Source organism: Streptomyces sp. NPDC058375, assembly GCF_042723425.1.
GTDB classification, from domain to species: Bacteria; Actinomycetota; Actinomycetes; order Streptomycetales; family Streptomycetaceae; genus Streptomyces; species Streptomyces durocortorensis.
In genome coordinates this window covers 1-23,424 of record NZ_JBHXJG010000109.1, presented here as the reverse complement: position 1 = coordinate 23,424, position 23,424 = coordinate 1, and the positions used below count along the sequence as shown (strand labels likewise).

At 71.1% G+C, this 23,424-nt stretch carries 22 protein-coding genes, 1 pseudogene and 1 riboswitch; of the genes and pseudogenes, 10 read left to right on the top strand and 13 right to left on the bottom strand.

The window, feature by feature from the left end; genetic code table 11:
* The coding region (locus ACFWM7_RS19050) for a DUF4190 domain-containing protein (protein WP_383262184.1) at window positions 1-683 on the bottom strand (683 nt) is incomplete at its 3' end.
* A gap of 121 nt (window positions 684-804) precedes the next feature.
* On the opposite strand from ACFWM7_RS19050, the gene ACFWM7_RS19045 reads away from it, so the two are divergent.
* The 6 genes from ACFWM7_RS19045 to ACFWM7_RS19020 all read left to right on the top strand — a co-directional run bounded on the left by ACFWM7_RS19045 (window position 805) and on the right by ACFWM7_RS19020 (window position 6,653).
* Window positions 805-1,839: an adenosine deaminase gene (locus ACFWM7_RS19045; protein WP_383262182.1), complete on the top strand. Its 1,035-nt coding sequence runs from the start codon at window positions 805-807 to the stop codon at window positions 1,837-1,839.
* Window positions 1,840-1,861: 22 nt separating this feature from the next.
* Entirely contained in the window at window positions 1,862-2,575 is a 714-nt protein-coding gene (locus ACFWM7_RS19040; RefSeq protein WP_383262180.1) for a glycerophosphodiester phosphodiesterase, read from the top strand.
* A gap of 89 nt (window positions 2,576-2,664) precedes the next feature.
* Complete coding sequence (locus tag ACFWM7_RS19035) at window positions 2,665-3,462, top strand: SAM-dependent methyltransferase (protein ID WP_383262179.1); 798 nt, start codon at window positions 2,665-2,667, stop codon at window positions 3,460-3,462.
* Window positions 3,462-4,640: a sensor histidine kinase gene (locus ACFWM7_RS19030; RefSeq protein WP_383262177.1), complete on the top strand. Its 1,179-nt coding sequence runs from the start codon at window positions 3,462-3,464 to the stop codon at window positions 4,638-4,640. Before ACFWM7_RS19035 ends, ACFWM7_RS19030 begins: the two co-directional genes overlap by 1 nt.
* A complete protein-coding gene (locus tag ACFWM7_RS19025; protein ID WP_383262176.1) occupies window positions 4,637-5,365 on the top strand; it encodes a response regulator in 729 nt (242 codons plus the stop codon). The genes ACFWM7_RS19030 and ACFWM7_RS19025 overlap by 4 nt, the downstream gene beginning before the upstream one ends.
* A gap of 73 nt (window positions 5,366-5,438) precedes the next feature.
* Window positions 5,439-6,653: a serine hydrolase domain-containing protein gene (locus ACFWM7_RS19020; protein ID WP_383262174.1), complete on the top strand. Its 1,215-nt coding sequence runs from the start codon at window positions 5,439-5,441 to the stop codon at window positions 6,651-6,653.
* A gap of 22 nt (window positions 6,654-6,675) precedes the next feature.
* On the opposite strand, the pseudogene ACFWM7_RS19015 reads toward ACFWM7_RS19020, so the two are convergent.
* The 3 genes and pseudogenes from ACFWM7_RS19015 to ACFWM7_RS19005 all read right to left on the bottom strand — a co-directional run.
* Window positions 6,676-6,957, bottom strand: a pseudogene (locus ACFWM7_RS19015) (hypothetical protein); the annotation flags it as partial.
* 34 nt (window positions 6,958-6,991) lie between these two features.
* Window positions 6,992-8,155, bottom strand: coding sequence for a spermidine/putrescine ABC transporter substrate-binding protein (locus ACFWM7_RS19010; protein WP_383262172.1), 1,164 nt, complete (start codon window positions 8,153-8,155; stop codon window positions 6,992-6,994).
* Window positions 8,156-8,329: 174 nt separating this feature from the next.
* The gene (locus tag ACFWM7_RS19005; protein ID WP_383262170.1) at window positions 8,330-9,769 is read right to left on the bottom strand and encodes a gamma-aminobutyraldehyde dehydrogenase; all 1,440 of its coding nucleotides are present in this window, start codon (window positions 9,767-9,769) and stop codon (window positions 8,330-8,332) included.
* 177 nt (window positions 9,770-9,946) lie between these two features.
* Between ACFWM7_RS19005 and ACFWM7_RS19000 the strand changes: the two genes are divergently transcribed.
* The 4 genes from ACFWM7_RS19000 to ACFWM7_RS18985 all read left to right on the top strand — a co-directional run bounded on the left by ACFWM7_RS19000 (window position 9,947) and on the right by ACFWM7_RS18985 (window position 13,894).
* On the top strand, window positions 9,947-10,438 hold the full coding sequence (locus tag ACFWM7_RS19000; protein WP_007452460.1) for an Lrp/AsnC family transcriptional regulator: 492 nt from the start codon (window positions 9,947-9,949) through the stop codon (window positions 10,436-10,438).
* Window positions 10,423-11,802, top strand: a complete 1,380-nt coding sequence (locus ACFWM7_RS18995) for an aspartate aminotransferase family protein (RefSeq protein WP_032782271.1) — start codon at window positions 10,423-10,425, stop codon at window positions 11,800-11,802. The genes ACFWM7_RS19000 and ACFWM7_RS18995 overlap by 16 nt, the downstream gene beginning before the upstream one ends.
* Before the next feature lie 215 nt (window positions 11,803-12,017).
* Window positions 12,018-12,755 carry an ABC transporter ATP-binding protein gene (locus ACFWM7_RS18990; protein WP_383262168.1) on the top strand — a complete coding sequence of 246 codons (738 nt, stop codon included), beginning with the start codon at window positions 12,018-12,020 and terminating at the stop codon, window positions 12,753-12,755.
* Complete coding sequence (locus tag ACFWM7_RS18985) at window positions 12,737-13,894, top strand: hypothetical protein (protein ID WP_383262166.1); 1,158 nt, start codon at window positions 12,737-12,739, stop codon at window positions 13,892-13,894. Before ACFWM7_RS18990 ends, ACFWM7_RS18985 begins: the two co-directional genes overlap by 19 nt.
* Window positions 13,895-13,907: 13 nt before the next feature.
* On the opposite strand, the gene ACFWM7_RS18980 is transcribed toward ACFWM7_RS18985, so the two are convergent.
* The 9 genes from ACFWM7_RS18980 to tsf form a co-directional block, all read right to left on the bottom strand.
* Window positions 13,908-14,363: an SRPBCC domain-containing protein gene (locus ACFWM7_RS18980; RefSeq protein WP_383262165.1), complete on the bottom strand. Its 456-nt coding sequence runs from the start codon at window positions 14,361-14,363 to the stop codon at window positions 13,908-13,910.
* 157 nt (window positions 14,364-14,520) lie between these two features.
* Window positions 14,521-15,543 (bottom strand): ABC transporter ATP-binding protein, encoded by a 1,023-nt coding sequence (locus ACFWM7_RS18975; RefSeq protein ID WP_383262163.1) that lies wholly within the window; start codon window positions 15,541-15,543, stop codon window positions 14,521-14,523.
* A gap of 5 nt (window positions 15,544-15,548) precedes the next feature.
* Window positions 15,549-17,165 (bottom strand): ABC transporter permease, encoded by a 1,617-nt coding sequence (locus tag ACFWM7_RS18970; protein WP_383262186.1) that lies wholly within the window; start codon window positions 17,163-17,165, stop codon window positions 15,549-15,551.
* An 86-nt stretch (window positions 17,166-17,251) separates the two neighbouring features.
* Window positions 17,252-18,349 (bottom strand): thiamine ABC transporter substrate binding subunit, encoded by a 1,098-nt coding sequence (locus ACFWM7_RS18965; RefSeq protein WP_383262161.1) that lies wholly within the window; start codon window positions 18,347-18,349, stop codon window positions 17,252-17,254.
* A gap of 81 nt (window positions 18,350-18,430) precedes the next feature.
* Window positions 18,431-18,547, bottom strand: a riboswitch (TPP riboswitch).
* Window positions 18,548-18,626: 79 nt separating this feature from the next.
* Window positions 18,627-19,733, bottom strand: a complete 1,107-nt coding sequence (gene rlmN / locus ACFWM7_RS18960; RefSeq protein ID WP_205080762.1) for a 23S rRNA (adenine(2503)-C(2))-methyltransferase RlmN — start codon at window positions 19,731-19,733, stop codon at window positions 18,627-18,629.
* Between the two features lie 99 nt (window positions 19,734-19,832).
* Window positions 19,833-20,930 (bottom strand): phosphatidate cytidylyltransferase, encoded by a 1,098-nt coding sequence (locus tag ACFWM7_RS18955; RefSeq protein ID WP_383262159.1) that lies wholly within the window; start codon window positions 20,928-20,930, stop codon window positions 19,833-19,835.
* Window positions 20,930-21,487, bottom strand: a complete 558-nt coding sequence (frr, locus tag ACFWM7_RS18950) for a ribosome recycling factor (RefSeq protein WP_018960718.1) — start codon at window positions 21,485-21,487, stop codon at window positions 20,930-20,932. Before frr ends, ACFWM7_RS18955 begins: the two co-directional genes overlap by 1 nt.
* A 122-nt stretch (window positions 21,488-21,609) precedes the next feature.
* The gene (pyrH, locus tag ACFWM7_RS18945; protein ID WP_383262158.1) at window positions 21,610-22,386 is read right to left on the bottom strand and encodes a UMP kinase; all 777 of its coding nucleotides are present in this window, start codon (window positions 22,384-22,386) and stop codon (window positions 21,610-21,612) included.
* A 161-nt stretch (window positions 22,387-22,547) separates the two neighbouring features.
* Window positions 22,548-23,384, bottom strand: coding sequence for a translation elongation factor Ts (gene tsf / locus ACFWM7_RS18940; RefSeq protein WP_383262157.1), 837 nt, complete (start codon window positions 23,382-23,384; stop codon window positions 22,548-22,550).
* Between the last annotated feature and the right edge of the window lie 40 nt (window positions 23,385-23,424).

The following is a 23,424-nucleotide window of genomic DNA, read 5'->3' as shown; positions in this document are numbered from 1 at the left end:
AAGGGGTCGTCGTAGGTGTCGTTGTAGTCGCTGTCCCGGTCGTCGGCCGTCGTCGCGGCCCAGATGATCACACCCAGGAGCGCGGCGCCGACGACGATGCCGACCGAGCCGAGGATGACTCCGGCGAGCGCCATGCCCCGGTTGGTGGCCTCGCCGCGCTTGGCACGGCCGAGGCCGATGATGCCGAAGATCAGCGCGAGGATGCCGAGGATGATGTTGACGCCGTACATGCAGAAGCCGACCACCGAGATGATGCCGATCACCATCGCGGCGGTGCCCAGACCGTTGTTGGGCGCCGGTCCCCAGGCGGCCTGTCCCGCGCCGTAGGCGCCGTAGCCCGGGTAGCCGCCGTACGGCTGCGCGGGCGGGGCCGGGTAGCCGTAGTGCGCGGCCGGCGGCGGGCCCGCGTGGCCGGGGCCGTTCGGGCCGATCGGCGGCGGCGGAACGTCCGAGGGCGCGGGCCCGAAGCCCCCGTGCTGGGGTATCGGCCCGGTGCCGTCCCCCGGACCGGCGCTCGGCATCGACGTCACGGTCGGCTGGTCGTGGACCGCGGGCGGCGTGTGCGCGGCAGGCGGCGGCGTCTGCCCGCCCTGCTTGCCCAGATCCACCCTGGTGCTGTCCGGCGGTGCCCACGGATCGCGCGGCGCGGCCCCGCCCCCGGGCTGCTCTGTGTTGTCTGACATGGGCCTCCCCCATCGTGGTCCCGTCATGCTACGGCCAGCCCTGACCGCCCCGGACGCCGCCTGCGATGATCGGAGCGGCCGGTACGCCCGGCCGACGTCACGCCGAACCGGGAGATTTCCGATGACCGATCCGCATCCCTTCATCGCCGGGCTGCCCAAGGCCGAGCTCCACGTCCACCACGTCGGGTCGGCCTCGCCCCGGATCGTCGCCGAGCTGGCCGCCCGCCACCCGGACTCCAAGGTCCCCACGGACCCGGAGGCGCTGGTCGACTACTTCACCTTCACCGACTTCGCGCACTTCATCGAGGTCTACCTGTCGGTGGTGGACCTGGTCCGCACCCCCGAGGACGTCCGGCTGCTCACCTTCGAGGTGGCGCGGGACATGGCCCGGCAGAACATCCGGTACGCGGAGCTGACCGTGACCCCGTACAGCTCGACCCGCCGGGGCATCCCCGAGGTCGGGTTCATGGAGGCCATAGAGGACGCGCGCAAGGCCGCCGAGGCCGAGCTGGGCGTCGTCCTGCGCTGGTGCTTCGACATTCCGGGCGAGGCCGGGCTCGCGTCGGCCGAGGAGACCGTCCGGCTCGCGGTGGAGCACCGGCCCGACGGGCTCGTCTCCTTCGGCCTCGGCGGACCGGAGATCGGGGTGGACCGCCCGCAGTTCAAGCCCTATTTCGACCGGGCCATCGCCGAGGGCCTGCACTCGGTGCCGCACGCCGGGGAGACCACCGGACCGCAGACGATCTGGGACGCGCTGACCGCGCTGCGCGCCGAGCGCATCGGCCACGGCACCAGCTCCGTGCAGGACCCGAAGCTGCTGGAGCACCTGGCCGAGCACCGTATCGCCCTGGAGGTCTGCCCGACGTCGAACATCGCCACCCGCGCGGTCACCGACATCGAGCTCCACCCGATCCGGGAGATGGTGCGGGCCGGGGTGCTGGTGACCGTCAACAGCGACGACCCGCCGATGTTCGGCACCGACCTCAACAACGAGTACGCGGTGGTCGCCAGGCTGCTGGAGCTGGACGAGCGCGGCATCGCGGACCTGGCGAAGAACGCCGTGGAGGCCTCGTTCCTGGACCCGGCGGGCAAGCGGAAGCTGGCCGAGGAGATCGACACGTACACGACGAACTGGCTCCGAACCCCCGGCCGCTGACCCGGTCGCCGACAATGGCCCCATGGCCAACACCGTCACCCGTGTCACCGCCGTAGCGCACCGCGGCGATCCGTACCTCGCCCGCGAGAACACGCTGCCCTCGATCCGCTCCGCCCTCCAACGGGGGGCCGACGCGGTCGAGATCGACGTACGGGTGACCCGCGACGGGGTGCCGGTCCTGCTGCACGACGCGACGCTGGAGCGGTTGTGGGGCCATGACCGGCGGCTGGAGAGGATCGACCACGCGGAACTGAAGGAGCTGACCGGCGGCGGGGTGCCCACGCTCCGCGAGGCGCTGCTCGCCGCCGGGGCGCACCGGGTGATGGTGGACCTGCCCGGCTCCACGGACGCCTCCGTGAAGAAGATCGTGGGCACGGTCCGGGAGTGCGGGGCGGGCGAGCGGGCGTACTACTGCGCGAGCGCGGACGCGATGCTGCGGGTGCGCGCCGCCGACCCGTCCGCCGAGATCGCCCTGACCTGGACCACGCTGGCCCCGCCGCGCCCCGAGCTGCTGGCGGCGGTGAAGCCGCGCTGGCTGAACTACCGCTTCGGCCTGATCAGCCGGGAACTGGCGGACCGGGCGCACCGGGACGGGCTGCTCGTCTCCGCGTGGACGGCCGACACGAAGCGCACGATGCGCCGGCTGATCGACCGCGGCGTCGACTCGATCACCACCAACCGGATCGACACCCTGCACCGACTGCTGACCAACTCCCCTGCTCGCGGCAGCTCTTGATCGATCCGGCATGATGGAGGGCCCCGCACCGCCCGCTCCGCACGCCTCACGCGGCACGTGGGCCCCTCCGTCATCGAGGAGCAGCCGTCATGGACCCCCGCCCGCAGCCGGCCCCCGCCCGGATACGTTCCGACGTCGCGCACAACGCCCGTGTGTGGAACTACTGGCTGGGCGGCAAGGACAACTACCCGGTGGACCGGGCGGTGGGCGACCGGGTCACCGGGATGTACCCGAGCATCGGCGAAGTGGCCCGCGCGGACCGGGCGTTCCTCGGCCGGGTGGTGCGCCATCTGGCGGGCGACGCGGGCGTCGACCAGTTCCTGGACATCGGCACCGGGCTGCCGACCGGGAACAACACCCATGAGATCGCCCAGCACACCGCGCCGCACGCCCGCATCGTGTACGTCGACAACGACCCGATCGTGCTGGCCCACGCCCGCGCCCTGCTGACCAGTTCGCTGGAGGGCGCGACCGAGTACATCGACGCGGACGCGCACCGTCCGGAGCAGATCCTGCGGGCCGCCCGGTCCACCCTGGACCTGGCCCGTCCGGTCGCGGTGATGATGCTCGGCATCCTCAACTTCGTGCTGGACACGGACGAGGCCCGCTCCATCGTGCGGACGCTGATGGCGGCGGTGCCCCCGGGCAGTCACCTGGTGCTGACCCACCCGACGCTGGAGCTGGGCGGCGAGGGCAACGAGGCGGCGATGCGCTTCTGGAACGAGAACGCCACCCCGCCGATCACCGCCCGCAGCCGCGAGGAGTTCGCCTCGTTCCTGGACGGGCTGGAGATCCTGGAGCCGGGGATCGTCTCCTGCTCCCGCTGGCGGACGAACCCGCGGGAGCCGGAGGTCGCCCAGTTCGGGGCGGTGGCGCGGAAGCCCTGATGCGCTTCACGCGCCTGCCGGCGCGGCTGCGCGGGCCGTGGGCCGTCGATCTGTGGATCACGCTCGCGGTGCAGGCTGCGGTGACCATGCCGTTCGTCGTGCCGCGCGCACCGGACCTGCCGGAGGCGACCTGGGGCGCGTACGGTCTGACGACCCTGACGGTGCTGCCGCTGGTGGCCCGGCGGCTCGCACCGGTCACCGTGCTGCTGGCGGTGCTCGCGGGCGGTGCGCTGTACACGCTGACCCTCGACGGTCCGGGCCAGCCGTTGCCGTACGCCGGTCTGGTGACGTTCTACACGGTCGCCGAACTGTCCCCGCCCCGCAGACGGCTGGCGGTCGCGGTGCTGGTCGGCGCGGCGGTGTTCCCCTCGGTGGCCCTGAACACGGGCGAGGCGCGGGAGCTGCTGTTCTCGCTCTTCGTGTTCGGCGCGGCGTACGCGTTCGGGCGGCTGAGCCACACCCGCAGGGCCTATGTGGCGGCGGTGGAGGACCGGGCCCGGCAAGCGGAGCTGGGCCGGCGGATCGAGGCGGAGCGGGCCGCGGCGCGGGAACGGGCCCGGATCGCGCGGGAGATGCACGACATCCTCTCGCACGCGGTGAGCCTGATGATCGTGCAGGCGGAGGCCGGTCCGGTGGCGGTCCGCGCCGCCCCCGAACGGGCGGAGGCCGCGTTCGACGCGATCTCCGAGACAGGCCGGGACGCGATGGTGCAGCTGCGCCGGATGCTCGGGGTGCTGCGCGAGGACGGCCCCGGACAGGCGCCCGCTCCCCGTTCGCCGCAGCCGGGGCCCGCGGAGCTGCCTGCCCTGCTGGCGCGGGTGCGCACCGGTGGCCCGGAGGTCGCCTTCACGACGACCGGGAGGGCCCGCCCGTTGCCGCAGGACACCGGGGCGACGGTGTACCGGATCGTGCAGGAGGCTCTGACGAACGTCGTCAAGCATGCCCGGGCCGACCGTGTGGACGTGGAAATGGAATACGGGGAGCGGGAGTTGACGATCACCGTGCGGGACGACGGGCGGGGGCCCGGGGCCACCCAGGGGCTCGGGCTGATCGGGATCCGGGAGCGGGCCGCCGCGCACGGCGGCACCGTGCGGGCCGGTGGCGGCCCCGGCGGCCGGGGCTTCGAGCTGGTCGTCGGGCTGGCGCTCGCGCCCGGGGCCGAAGGGGTGCGGGCATGACGATCCGGGTGGTGGTCGCCGACGACCAGGAGCTGGTACGCAGCGGCTTCGCGATGATCCTGGACGCCCAGCCCGGCATCGAGGTGGTGGCGGAGGCCGGTGACGGGGCGCAGGCCGTGGCGGCGGTGGCCCGGATCGGGGCGGACATCGCGCTGCTGGACATCCGGATGCCGGAGCTGGACGGCATCGCTGCGTGCCGGGAGATCGCCGCCGCGGGGTACTGCCGAACGATCATGCTGACCACGTTCGACGCGGACGAGTACGTGTACGAGGCGCTGCACGCGGGCGCGAGCGGCTTTCTGCTCAAGGACGTGCGCCGGGACGATCTGGTGCACGCGGTGAGAGTGGTGGCCGCCGGGGAGTCGCTGGTCGCCCCCTCGGTGGCCCGGCGGCTGATCGCCGAGTACACCTCACGCCCGGCGGGCCGGCCCGCTCCCCCGGCCGGCCGGCTGGAGGTCCTGACCGCCCGGGAGCGGGAGACCCTGCTGCACCTGGCGCGGGGCCTGTCCAACGCGGAGATCGCGGCGGCCCTCGTGGTGAGCGAGCACACGGTGAAGACCCATGTGGGCAACGTGCTGTCCAAGCTGGGGCTGCGCGACCGCATCCAGGCCGTCATCTGCGCCTACGAGACCGGGTTGGTGGCTCCCTCGGACGGGGGAGCCTGCCGTGCGCCCTCCCCCGCGCGCGGGAGCCGCACCCCCGCCGAGGACCGCCCGGGCGGGTGATCCGCCGGAGCGTCCGGGCCAACAGGATGACGTCACGACGCAGTTGACGACTTCTCTCCCTCGGAGGCACCCGGTGAACAGATCCGTCCGCACGCTCCTGGCAACCGCTGTGGTCCTCGGCATCGCCGCCGGGGCGGCCGGGCCCGTGTCCGCGAGCACCCCCGCCGACCGCGCTCCGGGCTCCCGTCCGGCGGCGTCCGGAGCACCCCTGACCCTTGGCGCTCCGGACGCCCGGGCCCTCAGCGCCGCGATCGCCGGACTCCCGCGCCAGGACGCCGTCTCGGCGCTCGTCCGGGTCGGCGGCACCGGTGGGCCGTGGCACGGCAGTGCCGGTCTGCACGACCTGCCCTCGGGCCGGCCCGCGGATCCGGCGGGCCGCTTCCGCGCGGGGTCGGTGACCAAGGTGTTCACGGCTGCCGCGGTGCTGCAATTGGCGGGCGAACGGAAGCTGTCCCTGGACCGCACCGCCCGGCACTATCTGCCGGACCTGATCCCCGCCTCGTACGGCGAGGTGACCGTACGCCAGTTGCTCGACCACACCAGCGGCATCCCCGCCGCGGACCTGCCGGGCACGAACCTGGAGGAGTGGTACGCGCACCGCTTCGACGTCCACACCCCGCGCGCCATGGTGGCCTCCGCGACGGCGAAGGAGCGGGAGTTCGCGCCGGGCTCCAGCCAGCACTACCTCAACATCAACTACACGGTGCTGGGGCTGCTGATCGAGCGCGTCACCGGGCACGCGTACGCACAGGAGGTCGCGGACCGGATCCTGCGCCCGCTCGACCTGCGGTCCACGTACTTCCCCGGCGCCGATCCTCGGATCCGCGGCCCGCACAACCGCGGCTACCAGGCCTTCCCGACGCCGGCCGGGGGCGTCGAACTGCGGGATGTCACGGTGTGGGGGCCGACCGACGGATGGGCGGCCGGGGACATCATCTCGACCACCGCCGATCTGGAGCGCTTCGTCAACGCCCTGTTCGGCGGGCAGGTGGTGCGCGGGCCGCTGCTGGAGGAGATGTTCACGCTGCCCGACGCCTCGGTGCGCACCTACGGCTCCGGGGAACCGGCGCAGTTCAGCGCCGGTCTCTCGGTGCTCACCCTGGGCGGCCGCCAGGTGTGGGGCAAGAGCGGCGGCCGCTGGGGGTACAACACGGTGGTGGCGGCCACGCGCGACCTCTCCCGGACGCTGGTCCACAGCGTGGGCGCGACGGACGCGAAGGGGAAGGACACGAACGCCACGGCGATGGCCATCGTGGTGGCCGCCTTCGGCCCGCCGCCCGCGGTGTGAGCCGGGCGGCCGCCGGGAGGACTCAGGCGCTCGCCGGAACCGCCGCCGGGTTCGCCGCGGCCGCCTGCTCCAGCCCTTCCAGCCCTTCCCGCCCTTCCAGCCCTTCCCGCCGCTTGATCATGCGCCGGACGATCAGCGGCGGGATGACACCGAAGACCCCGAACGACATGTCGATCACGCTCCACCAGAACGGGATGCCGCGGATCGGGCCGCAGATCAGGGCGAGCGGGATGATCCCGGCGCAGGCGATCATGCCGAACTCGATGACCCAGATGTTGCGGGCCGGGTCGCGGTAGGGGCCGTGTTTACCGCCCCTTTACGGCACACCTGTTACGGCTTCACAAGCCGACGATGCCGTTCCACTTCTTGGCGAAGTCCATCCGTTCCTCGGAGGTGATGTCGCGGGCGATGGCGAGCCGTTCGCGCATCGCGTCGTCGGGGAAGATCAGCGGATCCTCGGCGAGCGCGGCCGTCTCCTCGTCCTTGGCGGAGGCGAGGACGTCGCGGGCGGCGGGCACCGGGCAGACGTAGTTGACCCAGGTGGCGAGTTCGGCGGCGACCTCGGGTTCGTAGTAGTAGTCGACCAGGCGTTCCGCGTTGCGCTTGTGGCGGGCGAGGTTGGGGATCATCAGGGACTCGGCCCACAGTTCGGCGCCCTCCTCGGGGACGACGAACTCGATGTCCGGGTTGTCGGCCTGCAGTTGGATCACGTCACCGGAGTAGGCCTGGCAGGCGAGCACATCGCCGGTGGCGAGGTCCTTGATGTAGTCGTTGCCGGTGAAGCGGCGGATGTGCTTCGAGCGGACCCGCTTCTCCGTCTGCTCGCAGATCTCGTGGAAGTCGTCGGCCGTCCAGCGGGTGATGTCGACGCCGTTGCCCTGCATCAGCAGCGCGAAAGACTCGTCGAGCCCGGAGAGCAGGGTGACCCGGCCGCGCAGGTCGTCGGCCCACAGGTCCCCGGTGGACCGGATCTCACGGCCGAGCTTCTTGCGGTTGTACGCGATACCGGTGATCCCGGACTGCCAGGGGACGCTGTGGCGGCGCCCCTCGTCGAAGGCGGGGGAACGCAGCAGCGGGTCCAGGTACTTCGCGACGTTGGGCTGCTTGGCCCGGTCCATCTCCTGGACCCAGCCGAGCCGGACGAAGCGGGCGGCCATCCAGTCGCTGATGACGATCAGGTCCCGGCCGGTCTGCTGGTGGTTCATCAGCGCGGGGCTGATCTTCCCGAAGAACTCGTCGTTGTCGTTGATCTCCTCGGTGTACGTCACGGAGATCCCGGTCCGCTTCGAGAAGGCGTCCAGCGTGGGCCGCTTCGACTCGTCCTCGTCGTCGGTGTCGATGTAGAGCGGCCAGTTGGCGAAGTGCAGGGTGTGGTCGGTGGCCGAACTGTCGTGCCCGGCGCGGTCCCCCGGCTCGACGAAGGCCGCGGGCACCCCGCAGCCGGCCAGGGTGGCGCCGGCCGCTCCCGCCCCGAGGGCGCGCAGCAGGGAACGGCGGGACATGGGGTTCTTCCTGATCGCTCGCACCCGCGCAGAATGCCGGTCGGCGGCCGCGCGGACAATGGACCAAGCGTCCAGCGGAGCGGGACCGCCCCGCACACGTTGTCCAGGCACGCGGACACGCGTACGGCCCCGGACCGGAGCCCGGGGCCGTACGGCGCGACGACGATCCGTGGATCAGTCCTCGATGGACGTCATGACGTGCTTGATGCGGGTGTAGTCCTCGAAGCCGTACGCGGAGAGGTCCTTGCCGTAGCCGGACTTCTTGAACCCGCCGTGCGGCATCTCGGCGACCAGCGGGATGTGGGTGTTGATCCACACGCAGCCGAAGTCGAGGGTCTTGGACATGCGCATGGCGCGGGAGTGGTTCTGCGTCCAGACCGAGGAGGCGAGCGCGTACTCGACGCCGTTGGCGTACGAGACGGCCTGGTCCTCGTCGGTGAAGGACTGGACGGTGATGACGGGTCCGAAGACCTCGTTCTGGATGATCTCGTCGTCCTGCTTCAGACCGGAGACGACGGTCGGGGCGTAGAAGTAGCCCTTGTCGCCGACCCGGTGGCCGCCCGCCTCGACCTTGGCGTGGGCGGGAAGCCGCTCGATGAAGCCGCTGACCTGCTTCAGCTGGTTGGCGTTGTTGAGCGGGCCGTACGCCACGTCCTCGTCGTCCGGCTGCCCGGTCTTCGTGTCGGCGGCGGCCTTGGCGAGCGCGGTGACGAACTCGTCGTGGATCGACTCGTGGACCAGGACGCGGGTGGCGGCCGTACAGTCCTGGCCCGCGTTGAAGAAGCCCGCCTCGGAGACGCCCGAGACCGTCTTGGCGATGTCGGCGTCCTCGAAGACCACGACGGGCGCCTTGCCGCCGAGCTCCAGGTGAACGCGCTTGACGTCCTTGGCCGCGGACTCGGCGACCTGCATGCCGGCCCGTACCGAACCGGTGATGGAGGCCATCGCCGGGGTCGGGTGCTCGACCATGGCGCGGCCGGTGTCCCGGTCGCCGCACAGGACGTTGAAGACGCCCTTGGGCAGGATCTGCCCGATGATCTCGGCCATGAGGACCGTCGACGCCGGCGTGGTGTCGGACGGCTTGATGACGACCGTGTTGCCCGCGGCGAGCGCCGGGGCGAACTTCCATACGGCCATCATCATCGGGTAGTTCCACGGCGCGACCTGGGCGCAGACGCCGACCGGCTCGCGGCGGATGATGGAGGTCAGACCCTCCATGTACTCGCCGGCCGAGCGGCCCTCCAGCAGCCGGGCGGCCCCCGCGAAGAAGCGGATCTGGTCCACCATCGGCGGGATCTCTTCGCTGCGGGTCAGGCCGAGCGGCTTGCCGGTGTTCTCCGACTCGGCGGCGATCAGGTCCTCGGCCCGCTCCTCGAAGGCGTCCGCGATCTTCAGCAGGGCCTTCTGGCGCTCGGCGGGCGTGGTGTCGCGCCAGGCGGGGAAGGCCGCCGCTGCGGCCTCCATGGCGGCATCGACGTCGGCCTGGCCGGAGAGCGGCGAGGTTGCATAGACCTCTTCCGTCACCGGGCTGACCACATCGATGGTCCGCCCGTCCGCGGCGTCCCGGAACTCTCCGTTGATGTAGTTGCGCAGACGGCGCACCTCGGTGGTCACAACCACCCCTCCTGTCGGCTGTCCGATGGGTGAGATGTCCACCCTAATCGTTCCGGTGACGCTTTCGACATACCCAACCGCCCTCAACTTCGGATTCAGTCAGATCCAGACCCCAGAACAACGAATTTCATCGATCCGGGGTTGCGAGACAGACGAGGAGCGGTGCATGGTGGGTCTGTGGCCAGTCGCAGCGCAGACTCCAGGACAGGGAACGGATCACCGCCAGCGGTCGATGCCGTCTCCCTCGCAATCATCGAGCAGCTCCAGGAGGACGGACGGCGTCCGTACGCCGCGATCGGCAAGGCCGTCGGCCTCTCCGAAGCGGCTGTGCGCCAGCGCGTCCAGAAGCTGCTCGACCAGGGCGTGATGCAGATCGTCGCCGTCACGGACCCGCTCACCGTGGGATTCCGGCGCCAGGCGATGGTCGGCATCAATGTCGAGGGCGACCTCGACCCGGTGGCCGAAGCCCTGTCGGCCATGGCCGAGTGCGAGTACGTGGTCATGACCGCGGGCTCCTTCGACCTGATGGTGGAGATCGTCTGCGAGGACGACGACCACCTGCTGGAGATGATCAACAAACGCATCCGGACCCTTCCCGGCGTGCGCTCCACCGAGAGCTTTGTTTACCTCAAGCTCAAGAAGCAGACCTATATGTGGGGAACCCGATAGCCGTGAGCAAGGACCTCAGCCGAACCGCGTACGACCACCTGTGGATGCACTTCACCCGCATGTCGGACTACGAGAACGCGCCCGTTCCCACCATCGTGCGTGGTGAGGGAACGTACATCTTCGACGACAAGGGCAAGCGCTACCTGGACGGCCTCTCCGGCCTGTTCGTGGTCAACGCCGGTCACGGTCGTCACGAGCTCGCCGAGACGGCGTACAAGCAGGGCCAGGAGCTCGCCTTCTTCCCGGTGTGGTCCTACGCCCACCCGAAGGCCGTCGAGCTGGCCGAGCGGCTCGCGGACTACGCCCCGGGCGACCTCAACAAGGTCTTCTTCACCACCGGTGGCGGCGAGGCCGTCGAGACCGCCTGGAAGCTGGCCAAGCAGTATTTCAAGCTCAAGGGCCAGCCGACCAAGTACAAGGTCATCTCGCGTGCCGTCGCCTACCACGGCACCCCCCAGGGCGCGCTGTCCATCACCGGCCTCCCGGCCCTGAAGGCCCCCTTCGAGCCGCTGGTCCCCGGCGCGCACAAGGTGCCGAACACCAACATCTACCGCGCCCCGCTCTTCGGCGACGACCCGGAGGCCTTCGGCCGCTGGGCCGCCGACCAGATCGAGCAGGAGATCCTCTTCGAGGGCCCCGAGACCGTCGCGGCCGTCTTCCTGGAGCCCGTGCAGAACGCGGGCGGCTGCTTCCCGCCGCCGCCCGGCTACTTCCAGCGGGTCCGCGAGATCTGCGACAAGTACGACGTGCTGCTCGTCTCCGACGAGGTCATCTGCGCCTTCGGCCGGCTCGGCACGATCTTCGCCTGCGACAAGTTCGGCTACGTGCCGGACATGATCACCTGCGCGAAGGGCATGACCTCGGGCTACTCCCCGATCGGCGCCTGCATCGTCTCGGACCGGATCGCGGAGCCGTTCTACGAGGGCGGCAACACCTTCCTGCACGGCTACACCTTCGGCGGCCACCCGGTCTCCGCGGCGGTGGGCCTCGCCAACCTCGACATCTTCGAGCGCGAGAACCTCACCCAGCACGTCCTCGACAACGAGAACGCCTTCCTGACCACGCTCCAGAAGCTGCACGACCTGCCGATCGTCGGCGACGTCCGCGGCAACGGGTACTTCTACGGCATCGAGCTGGTGAAGGACAAGGCGACCAAGGAGACGTTCACCGACGAGGAGACCGAGCGCGTCCTGTACGGCTTCCTCTCCAAGGCGCTGTTCGAGAACGGCCTCTACTGCCGGGCCGACGACCGAGGCGACCCGGTCATCCAGCTCGCCCCGCCGCTGATCTCCGATCAGTCCACGTTCGACGAGATCGAGGGCATCCTGCGGGCCGTCCTCACGGAGGCCTGGACGAAGCTCTGACCGTCACCAGGCCCCCTGGGTGATCGCCGTCCAGCGGTCATTTCATACGGTTTCCCGGCCCGGATACCCCCCTTCGAGTGACAAGGGAGGTCTCCGGGCCGCGTGCTGTGCTCCCGGACCGGTCCGACTATCTACGGTGCCCAGTGACCGATCGGCCGCGTCTTCGTTCCCCCGTACGGGGGACGGGAAATCTGACCTGAACCGAGGTGTACGCCATGGTGGCCCCGCCGGACAACGACGTGATCTGGGCGCGTTCCCTGCACCACTCCCACAACGGATCGCCCGGTCTCGGCGGTGTCTCCCTCGGCGTCCGGGAAGCCGAGATCCTCGCCGTGACCGGCCCGCGCGGCAGCGGGAAGACGACGCTGCTGCACTGCCTCTCGGGCCGGCTGGTGCCCCAGGAGGGCGAGGTCTGGTTCAACAGCGTCCCCGTCCACACCATGGCCCCCCGGGCCCGCGAACAGCTGCGCCGGGAGCGCTTCGGCTGGATCGCCGCCGACCCGGAGCTGGTCCCGGAGCTGACCGTCTGGGAGAACGCCGCGCTGCCCCTGCTGCTGCGCGGCGTCTCGCACCGGGCCGCCAGGAAGGCCGCCACCGAGTGGCTGGAGCGCCTGGACATCGCGTCCTTCGCCCGGAAGCGGCCGCGCGTCCTGCTCCAGGCCCAGCGTCAGCGGATCTCCGTGGCGCGGGCCCTGGCCGCACAGCCGACCGTGATCTTCGCCGACGAGCCCACCGCGACCCTCCACCGCGCGGACCGCACCCAGGTGCTGCGCACCCTCACCACGGCGGCCCGCTCGCACGGCATCACGGTCGTGCTGGCCACGCACGACGCGGAGGTCGCCGCGCTCGCCGACCGGGCCGTGCCCATGCTGGACGGCCGCTGCGTCGCCACCGTCACCCTGCCCGCGAAACCGGAAGCGGAGGGCCGCGCGGCGTGCTCGCTCTCCGTCTAACCCGCGGTTCCCATCCCCTCGTCCTGGTCCGGCGGCTGCTGGTGACCGCCGCGTCGGCCGGCGTCGGATTCCTCCTCCTCAGCTCCCTCGGGTACGCCGCCGCGCATCCCGCGTCCGCCGGTTCGGTGCTGCGGCTGCTGTGGTGCTTCGTCCCGCTGGCCGCCACCGTGCAGTTCGCCGTGGCGGCGGCCCGGACCGACCCGAGTACCCGGCCCCGGCCGGGTCTCTCCTCGCTGGGCCTCGGCCCGGTCCGGCTCTCCGCGCTGGCGGCGGTCTCCACGGCCGTCTCGACCACGCTCGGCTCCATGGTGGCGCTGCTCTTCTTCCTGCATCTGCGCGGCGACCTGACCGGGATGCCGTTCGACGGGGGCGCGGCGGAGTTCCTCGGCGCGGGCACTCCGCTGCCGCTGGCCGCCGCGCTGATGCTGCTGGCGCTCGTACCGGTGGCCGCGTCGACGGCGAGCGCGCTGGCGCTGCGGTCGCGGCCCGACCCGGCGCGGGGCACCTTCGGCTCCGAGGAGCTGCCGGAGCCCGCCTCGGCCCCGGCCGGGCTCCCCTGGGGCGTGGCGCTGACGGCGGCCGGCCTCGCGGTGGAGGCGATCGCCTCCCGGGGTGCGGCGGGGAACGCCTTCCCGCTGCCCGGACGGTACGACTCCACCCCGGTGGCGGTGCTGGTCGGGTGGACGCTCACCGCGGTCGGCCTGGCGCTGGCCGGGCCGAGCCTGACCTACCTCTGCGGGCGGGCGTTGCAGGCGGTACGCCCCGGGGCCGTACGGCTGCTGGCGGGCCGGGTCCTGATGGACGAGGCGCACCGGATCGGCCGCCCGCTCGGGATCGTCTGCGCGGTGGTGTCTGCGGGGATCGCCGCTTCGGCGCTGTACGGGGGCGACGAACGCCCGTACGGTCCGCTCACCGCACTCGGCGCGGTGCTGGTCCTCGGCTGTACGACGGCGACGCTGCTGACCTCGGCGCTGGAGGCCAAGCACGCCCGCGCCCATACGGCCGAGGCGCTGCTCAGGATGGGCGCTCCGGCGGCCACGCTGCGCCGGGCGACGCTGCTGCGGGCGGGCGCGCTGCTGGCCCTGTTCGCCCCGCTGACCTGGGTGATCGCACAGTTGGCGGCGCTTCCGCTGGCGTAGGGGGTCTTGCCGGTCAGGGGTGGGCGGCGAGGCGGTCGGCCAGGGAGTCGAAGAAGGCTTCCCAGCCGTCCTCGGCCGCCGCGTACTGCTCGGGGGTGAGGTTCCCGCCGCGCTGCTGGAAGGCCAGTTCGGTCCGGCCGCCCCCGAGGTCGCTGAAGGTGACGGTCACGGTCTCGCCCTCGGTGTCCTCGGGGGCGGACCCGTCCTTCAGCGTGAAGACCAGCCCGTCGGGCTCGCTCACCTCGCGGTAGACCCCGTGGAAGGGCATCTCGACGCCCGGCATCACGATGACCAGGCTCCACCCGCCGCCGGGCCGTACGTCCATCGCCACCCGGTCCAGGGGGACGTCGGCCTCTCCCCCGTACCAGGCGGCGAAGTCCTCCGGTGACGTCCAGGCGGCGAAGACCCGCTGCTGCGGGGCGTCGAGGACGCGGGTGAGGTCGATGCCCTCGCGGGTGCCACCGGTCATGATCACGGTCCTTGTCGGAGTCGGCCGTCCCCACCGGGCGGGGTCACGTCCGGCGGGTGTCCACCTCCAGCTTGCCCGGCCCGGCGGACACTTGTCGCGTTCAGCCGGGCCGCGAGCCCCTGTCCGCCCGCCCAGCGTGCTCAGCCGGGCCGAGCCCCTATCCGCCCGCCAGCACCACCGTCTCCGCCGCGTCGAAGCGGACTCCCACGGACGCGCCCTCGTCCGGGGTGTCCCGCAGGGCGCATTCGGCCTCCAGCACCGGCGCGTTCTCGGGCAGCAGCCGTACGGTCACGTGGTTACCCCGGAAGGTGCGGACGCCGACCGTGCAGCGCAGGCCGTCCTCCGGAGCGCCGATCCGGACCCCGGCGGGCCGGACCAGCAGGTCGACCTCGCCCTGCGGGGAGCCTTCGGGCACCGGGACCTTGCCCCAGGCGGTGGCGGCGGCCTGTCCGGTGACGGTGGCCGGGGTGACGTTGTCGAAGCCGAGGAACCGGGCGACGAACGCGGAGGCGGGCCGCTGCCAGACGTCCAGCGGGCTGCCCTCCTGCGCGATCCGGCCGTCCCGCATCACGACGACCCGGTCGGCGAGCGCGAACGCCTCGCCCTGGTCGTGGGTGACGGCCAGCACGGTGGTGCCCAACTCCTGGAAGAGCGTGCGGAGTTCCACGACGAGCCGTTCGCGCAGGCTCCGGTCGAGCTGACCGAGCGGCTCGTCGAGCATGAGCAGCTTCGGGCGCGGGGCGAGAGCGCGGGCCAGGGCGACGCGCTGCTGTTCCCCGCCGGAGAGCGCGGCGACAGCCCGGCGTTCCGCGCCCGGCAGACCGACCAGCTCCAGCAGTTCGCGGACCCGGTCGCCCGTCTCGGCCCGTCCGACGCCGTGCATCCGCAGCCCGAAGGCGACGTTCGCGCCGACGTCCCGGTGCGGGAAGAGCTGGTGGTCCTGGAACATCAGGCCGAGGCCGCGCCGGTGCACGGGGACGCCCGCCTGGTCCTGTCCGGCCAGCAGCACCCGGCCTCCGTCCATGGGCTGGAGCCCGGCGACGGCCCGCAGCAGGGTGGACTTCCCGCTGCCGCTGGGCCCGAGGACACAAGAGATCCGGTGGTCGGCGACCTCCAGGTCCACCGCGTCCAGCGCGGCCCGCTCCCCGAACCGTACGGTGGCTGCCTGCAAGCTCAGCATGTCGTTCAGAACTCCCCGGATCGGTCGGTGCGGATACGCTCCAGGAGCAGCAGCGACACCGCGCACACCAGCATCAGAATCGTGCTCAGGGCCATCGCCTGCCCGTAGTTGAGCTCCCCCGACCGGCCCAGCAGCCGGGCCACGGCGACCGGCAGCGTCGGGTTGTCGGGCCGCGCGATGAAGACGGTGGCACCGAACTCCCCGAGCGACACGGCGAAGGCGAAGCCCGCCGCGACCAGCACCGCCCGCCGCACCAGCGGCAGATCGACCTCCCGCCAGGCCCGCAGCGGGGATGCCCCGAGCACGGCGGCGGCCTCCCGCAGCCGGTCGTCGACCGCGCGGAGCACGGGCAGCATGGTCCGTACGACGAAGGGAACGCCGACCAACGCCTGGGCCAGCGGGACCAGGATCCAGGAGGTCCGCAGGTCGAGCGGCGGCTTGTCCAGGGTGATCAGGAACCCGAAGCCGACGGTCACGGCGGACACCCCGAGGGGCAGCATCAGCAGCGCGTCGAAGCCCCGGACCAGCCGGCCGGCCCGCCGGGTCAGGGCCGCCGCCGCGAGCCCGCCGATGACGAGGGCGATGAGCGTCGCGACGAGCGCGTACCGCAGGGAGTTGCCGACCGCCTCCAGCGGCGGCACCAGGAAGGTGGAGGAGCCGCCCGCCCCAACCGACTGGAGGGCCTCGTAATAGCCGAAGCCGTAACCGCCAGGACCGTCGAAGGACCGTTCCACCAGCACACCGAGCGGCAGCAGGATGAGCAGCAGCGCGGTGAGCAGGACGCCGCCGAGCAGCGCCCACTGCCCGGCTCCGCGCGGCCTGCGCGACGTCTGCGCCGGGTCGACGAGCTTCAGCGCCCGCTCCCGGCGGCGTACGGTCGCGGCGTGCACGGCGAGAATCGCCCCGACCGCGGCGAACTGCACCAGGGTCAGCACGGCGGCGGTCGGCAGGTCGAGCAGTTGCGCGGTCTGCCGGTAGATCTCCACCTCCAGGGTGGAGTACGCCGGTCCGCCGAGGATCTGCACGACGCCGAACGAGGTGAAGGTGAAGAGGAAGACCATCAGCGCGGCGGCGGCGACGGCCGGGGCGAGCGCGGGCAGCGTCACCCGGCGGAAGGCCGCGAACCGCCCGGCCCCGAGCACCCGGGCGGCCTCCTCCTGGCGCGGGTCGAGCTGGGACCAGAGCCCGCCCACCGTCCGTACGACCACGGCGTAGTTGAAGAAGACATGGGCCAGCAGGATCGCCCACACCGTGGTGTCGAGCCGGACGCCCCACAGCTCGTCGAGAAGCCCGCCGCGCCCGAGCAGCGCCAGGAACGCGGTGCCGACGACGACGGTGGGCAGCACGAACGGCACGGTGACGACCGCCCGCAGCACCTGCTTGCCGGGGAAGTCGAAGCGGGCGAATACATACGCCCCGGGCAGGGCGATCAGCAGGGTGAGCGCGGTCGAGGCTAGGGCCTGCCAGGTGGTGAACCAGAGGACGTCGAGGATGTCCGGGCGGGCCAGTACGTCACCGATCCGCCCGAACTGCCAGTCGCCGCCCGCCTTGAGGCCGCGGCCGACGATCGCGGTCACGGGATAGGCGAAGAACAGCGCGAAGAAGGCGACGGGCACGGCCATCAGGCCGAGCCGCACCGCGGCCCCGCGCCGCCCGGACCGCCGCCCGGGCCCACTGCCGGCGGGCCGGGCGGCCTTCTCCTCGATGCCTACTTCAGGACCAGCGACTGCCACGACTGGATCCACTGCTCACGGTTGGCGGCGATCTTCTCGGGCGCGACGGTGGAAGGCGTCTCGACGCTCTCGCCGTGCTTCGTGAACAGCTCCGGCAGCTTCGCGTCCTTCACGACCGGGTTCACGAACATGTTGAGCGGCATGTCCTCCTGGAAGGTCTTGCTGATCATGAAGTCCAGCAGCGCCTTGCCGCCCGCCTCGTTCTTCGCCCCGGTCAGCAGCCCGGCGTACTCGGTCTGCCGGAAGCAGGTGCCGGTGGCGACCCCGGTGGGGGCCTCCTTCGGCTGCGGGTCGGCGTAGAGCACCTCGACGGGCGGGCTGGAGGCGTAGGAGACTACGAGCGGCCGGTCGGCGCCGGTCTTCTTGCCGCCGGCGGAGCCGGAGAACTCCTCGTTGTACGCCTGCTCCCAGCCGTCGACGACCTTGACGCCGTTGGCCTTGAGCTTCTTCCAGTACGCCTCGTAGCCGTCCTCGCCCTCGGCGGCGATGGTCCCGAGGAGGAAGCCGAGACCGGGCGAGGAACTGCCCGCGTTCTCCGTGACGAGGAGGTTCTTGTACGCGGGCTTCAGCAGGTCCGCGAAGGTCTTCGGCGGGGCGAGCTTCTTGTCGGCGAAGAACTTCTTGTCGTAGTTGACGCAGATGTCGCCGGTGTCGACGGGCGTGACGCGGTGCTTCTCGTCCGTCTGCGTGTCCGGCGCGACGCGGTCCAGGCCCTTGGCCTCGTACGCGGTGAACAGGCCGATGTCGAGGGCGCGGGAGAGCAGGGTGTTGTCGACACCGAAGAAGACGTCGCCGCGCGGGGAGCCCTTGGTCAGGATCTCCTGGTTGAGCGCGGCCCCGGCGTCGCCGCTCTTGAGGGTCTTGACCTTGTAGCCGGTCTCCTTCGTGAACGCCTTCAGCACCTCGTCCGAGACGTTGAACGAGTCGTGGCTGACCAGGGTCACGGTCTTGGACCCGCTGCCCTTGGACGCGCCGGAGCCCGCCGAGCCGTCGTCGCTGCCGCAGCCGACGAGCACGGTGACGCCGAGCACCGCGGCGAGCGCGGTCGCCGCGTACTTCGTGGTGGTGTTCATGTGATTCCTCCTGGAGGTGACCAGGAAGAGACGCGGCCCCGCCCGCTGTCCGGCGAACCGGAAGCGGGCAGGGCGCAACAGCTTGAGTAAGGTCCGAACTTCCTACCCGGAATGACCCGGGCGAGGTTCAGAGGGTCTGCGGCCAACCTGTCCTTGGTGCCGCACTCTCAGCGCTGTGGCGCTCCCCTGTCGGAATATGAAGTTGATTTCGGCCCAGGCTACACCGGCGGTTTCCGGCCGCCCGGGGGAGGCCGACGCTCGGAGGCCCGGGAACCTCCTAGCGCTCGGAGGCCGCCAGCTGCCCGCAGGCCCCGTCGATCTCCTGGCCACGGGTGTCCCGGACCGTGACGGGCACGCCGTGGGCCGCGATGGCCTCGACGAACGCCTTCTCGTCCTCGGGCCGCGAGGCGGTCCACTTGGAGCCGGGCGTGGGGTTCAGCGGGATCAGGTTGACGTGCACCCGCTTGCCCTTGAGCAGCCGGCCGAGCAGGTCACCGCGCCAGGCCTGGTCGTTGATGTCCCGGATCAGGGCGTACTCGATGGAGATCCGGCGGCCGGACTTCTCCGCGTACTCCCAGGCGGCGTCCAGCACCTCGCGGACGTTCCACCGGGTGTTGACGGGGACGAGGGTGTCGCGCAGCTCGTCGTCCGGGGCGTGCAGCGAGACGGCGAGGCGGCACTTGAAGCCCTCGTCGGCGAAGCGCAGCATGGCCGGGACGAGGCCCACGGTGGAGACGGTGATCCCGCGCTGCGAGAGCCCGAGTCCGTCCGGCTCCGGGTCGGTGAGGCGGCGGATCGCGCCGACCACGCGGTTGTAGTTGGCGAGCGGCTCGCCCATGCCCATGAAGACGATGTTGGACAGCCGCGCGGGCCCGCCGGGCACCTCGCCGTCGCGCAGGGCACGCATGCCGTCGACGATCTGGTGCACGATCTCGGCGGTCGACAGGTTGCGGTCGAGGCCGGCCTGCCCGGTGGCGCAGAACGGGCAGTTCATCCCGCAGCCGGCCTGCGAGGAGATGCACATCGTGACGCGCTCCGGATAGCGCATCAGGACGGACTCGACGAGCGTCCCGTCGTGCAGCTTCCACAGGGTCTTACGGGTGGTGTCGTCGTCGCAGCTGATGTGCCGGATCACGGACATCAGCTCGGGGAACAGCGCCTCGGCGAGCTTCTCCCGCGACGCCGCCGGGATGTTGGTCCACTCGGCCGGGTCGTGCGCGTACCGCGCGAAGTAGTGCTGCGAGAGCTGCTGGGCGCGGAACGGCTTCTCACCGGTCGCGGCGACCGCTTCCTTGCGCTCGGCGGGCGTGAGGTCGGCGAGGTGCCGCGGGGGCTTCTTGGCTCCGCGGGGCGCGACGAAAGTGAGTTCTCCGGGCTTAGGCATGGTTCATCCAGTGTGGCAGACAGACGGGTGAGGGCCCGCCGCCCTGTGGACGACGGACCCTCGCTCGCAGAACGTGCAGGTGGGGTGGGTGCCGGGGGCTCAGCCGGAACCGACGAACAGCACCAGCAGCAGCCACACCACCGGTGCGGTCGGCAGGAGCGAGTCCAGCCGGTCCATGATGCCGCCGTGGCCGGGGAGCAGGGTGCCCATGTCCTTGATCCCGAGGTCCCGCTTGATCATGGACTCGCCCAGGTCGCCCAGGGTGGCGCTGGCCGCGACCGCGAGGCCGAGCAGCAGGCCCTGCCACCAGGCGCCGCCGTCGATCAGGAACTCCATGCAGAGCGCGCCGGCGACCATCGCGAAGGCGACCGCGCCGAGCAGGCCCTCGCGGGTCTTGCCGGGGCTGATGCGCGGGGCGAGCTTGTGCTTGCCGAAGCGCCAGCCGACCGCGTACGCCCCGGTGTCGCTGACCACCGTGAGGACGAGGAAGGTCAGGACCCGCCACGACCCGTCGTCCGCCGTCAGCAGCAGGGCGACGAAGGTGGCCAGGAAGGGGACGTAGAACGCCGCGAAGACCCCGGCCGTGACGTCCTTGAGATACCCCTCCGGGGGCTCGGTCATCCGCCAGACCAGCACCGCGAGGGCGGTGAGGGCCATGGCGATCCAGGCGCCCTCGGGGCCCCGGGCGTACCCGGCGACGACCATCGCGGCTCCGCCGACGGCCAGCGGGATCAGGGGCGCCTTGATGCCCTTGCGTTCCTGGAGGCGGGAGGTGAGCTCCCAGAGGCCGACGACGACGGCGACCACTATGACGCCGATGAAGACGGCCTTCACGATGAACAGCGAGGCGACGATGACGGCGCCGAGACCCACGCCGACCCCTATGGCGGCGCGCAGATCACGCCCCGCGCGCTTCTTCTGCGGCGGGGGCGGCAGCGGGGTGGACATGGGCTCCTGCGGCATCTCGTCACGGAACAGGGGGCCGCTGACGTGAGCGGCATCCCTGTCCCGGTCGTCGCGGCTCTCTGTTTCTCTACCTGCGTCTCTACCTGCGTCGGGAGTGTCCGGCACGATGGGCATGGGCCGAGTCTGCTGGGCACCATGCACATCGTGGGCAGGACCCGCCGGGGCAGCCCTCATCTCGGGCGTGCCCCAGTAACCGGCTCCTTGCGGGGCACCCCAGGAAGAGTCGTTCATCAGACTTCGAGCAGCTCGGCTTCCTTGTGCTTGAGCAGCTCGTCCACCTGCGCGACGTACTTCGCGGTGGTGTCGTCGAGCTCCTTCTCGGCGCGGCGCACCTCGTCCTCGCCGGACTCCTTGTCCTTGACGAGCTTGTCGAGGGTCTCCTTGGCCTTGCGGCGGATGGAGCGGATCGAGATCTTGGAGTCCTCTGCCTTGGTCTTGGCAACCTTGATGTACTCCTTGCGGCGGTCCTGGGTGAGCTCGGGGAACGTTACCCGGATGATGTTGCCGTCGTTGCTCGGGTTGACGCCGAGGTCGGAGTCGCGGATCGCCTGCTCGATGTTGCGCAGCGCGGTCTTGTCGAACGGCGTCACGACGGCCATCCGCGCCTCGGGCACCGAGAACGAGGCCAGCTGGTTGATCGGGGTCAGCGCGCCGTAGTAGTCGGCGACGATCTTGTTGAACATCGCCGGGTGCGCGCGGCCGGTACGGATCGCGGCGAAGTCCTCTTTCGCGACGACAACGGCCTTCTCCATCTTCTCCTCGGCCTCGAGGAGGATTTCTTCGATCACCACGTGCTCCTGCGTGTCTTGGGTGGGCCCGGCGTCGTCATCGCCGCGCCCTGCGGGTCCTGCGTCGCGTCCTCACCTGCACGGTGTCCGACCGGCAGGCCGTTGTCCATCCTGGGGGGCCGTCAGGCCCGGGTGCTCTCGTCGCTCACGAGCGTGCCGATCTTCTCACCCTTGACCGCGCGAGCGATATTGCCCTCGACGGTCAGCTCGAAGACGAGGATCGGGAGCTGGTTGTCACGGCAGAGCGTGATGGCGGTGGCGTCCGCGATCTTCAGATTGCGGGCGATCACCTCGCCGTACTCCAGTGCGTCGAACTTCACCGCGTCGGGGTTGGCCTTCGGGTCGGAGTCGTAGACCCCGTCCACGCCGTTCTTCCCCATGAGCAGCGCCTCGGCGTCGATCTCCAGGGCGCGCTGGGCGGCGGTGGTGTCGGTGGAGAAGTACGGCATGCCCATACCGGCGCCGAAGATGACCACGCGCCCCTTCTCCAGGTGCCGTACGGCTCGAAGCGGGATGTACGGCTCGGCGACCTGGCCCATGGTGATGGCGGTCTGGACGCGCGAGTCGATGCCCTCCTTCTCCAGGAAGTCCTGGAGCGCCAGGCAGTTCATGACGGTGCCGAGCATGCCCATGTAGTCGGACCGGGCCCGGTCCATGCCGCGCTGCTGGAGCTCGGCCCCGCGGAAGAAGTTGCCTCCCCCGATGACCACCGCGATCTGGGCGCCGTCGCGTACGACGGCGGCGATCTCGCGGGCGATGGTGTGCACGACGTCGGGGTCGACGCCGAGACCGCCGCCGCCGGCGAATGCCTCACCGGAGAGCTTCAGCATGAAGCGCCCGGAACCCTTGTCGTCGTCGCGCTTGTCGTCGGCCTGAATGGCGTCCGCGCCCTTGTCCATGGAAATTCTCCTCGTGCACATACGAAGAAGGCCATTGCCGGTGGGTCTGGTGTCCCTACAGCGGCAATGGCCTCCTCGTCAGATCTGCGGTCGTCCGGCGTGAGTGCGGCCGTCGACTGCACCAGACCCTATCGGGTCCGGCGCTGTTCGCCCGGACGGACTCAGATGCCGACCTTGATGCGCGAGAAGCGCTTCAGGGTGACACCGGCCTCGTCCAGGACCTTCTGGACGGACTTCTTGGCGTCCAGCGCGTACGGCTGGCCGAGAAGCGTGGCCTCCTTGAAGAAGCCGTTGACGCGACCTTCGACGATCTTCGGGAGGGCGGCCTCGGGCTTGCCCTCGGCGCGCGTGGTCTCCTCGGCGACGCGGCGCTCGGCCTCGACGACCTCGGCCGGGACGTCCTCGCGGGAGAGGTACTTCGGGGCGAAGGCGGCGATGTGCTGCGCGATGCCCTTGGCCAGCTCGGCGTCGGCCTTGTCCAGCTCGACCAGAACACCGATTTGCGGGGGCAGGTCGGGCATGGTGCGGTGCATGTACACGGAGACGTACTCGCCGGTGAACTGCGCGAAGCGGTCCAGGACGATCTTCTCGCCGAGGTTGGCGTTGGCCTCGTCGACGTACGCCTGGACGGTCTTGCCGGCCTCGATCTCGGAGGCGAGCAGCGCGTCGATGTCGGCCGGGGAGGTCGCGGCGACGTGCGCGGCGAGCGTGTTGGCGACGGTCTGGAACTTGTCACCCTTGGCGACGAAGTCCGTCTCGCACTTCAGCTCGAGCAGAACGCCGGACGTCTTGTCCTCGGAGATGAGGGAGACGACGGCACCGTTCTCGGCGGAACGGCCCTCGCGCTTGGCGACGCCCTTCTGGCCCTTGATACGGAGCGCCTCGACGGCCTTGTCGACGTTGCCGTCGGCCTCGTCGAGCGCCTTCTTGCAGTCCATCATGCCGGCGCCGGTGAGCTCGCGGAGCTTCTTGACGTCAGCGGCGGTGTAGTTCGCCATGAGTCTGTATGTCTCTCTCGAAGTCTGAAAGATCTACGGG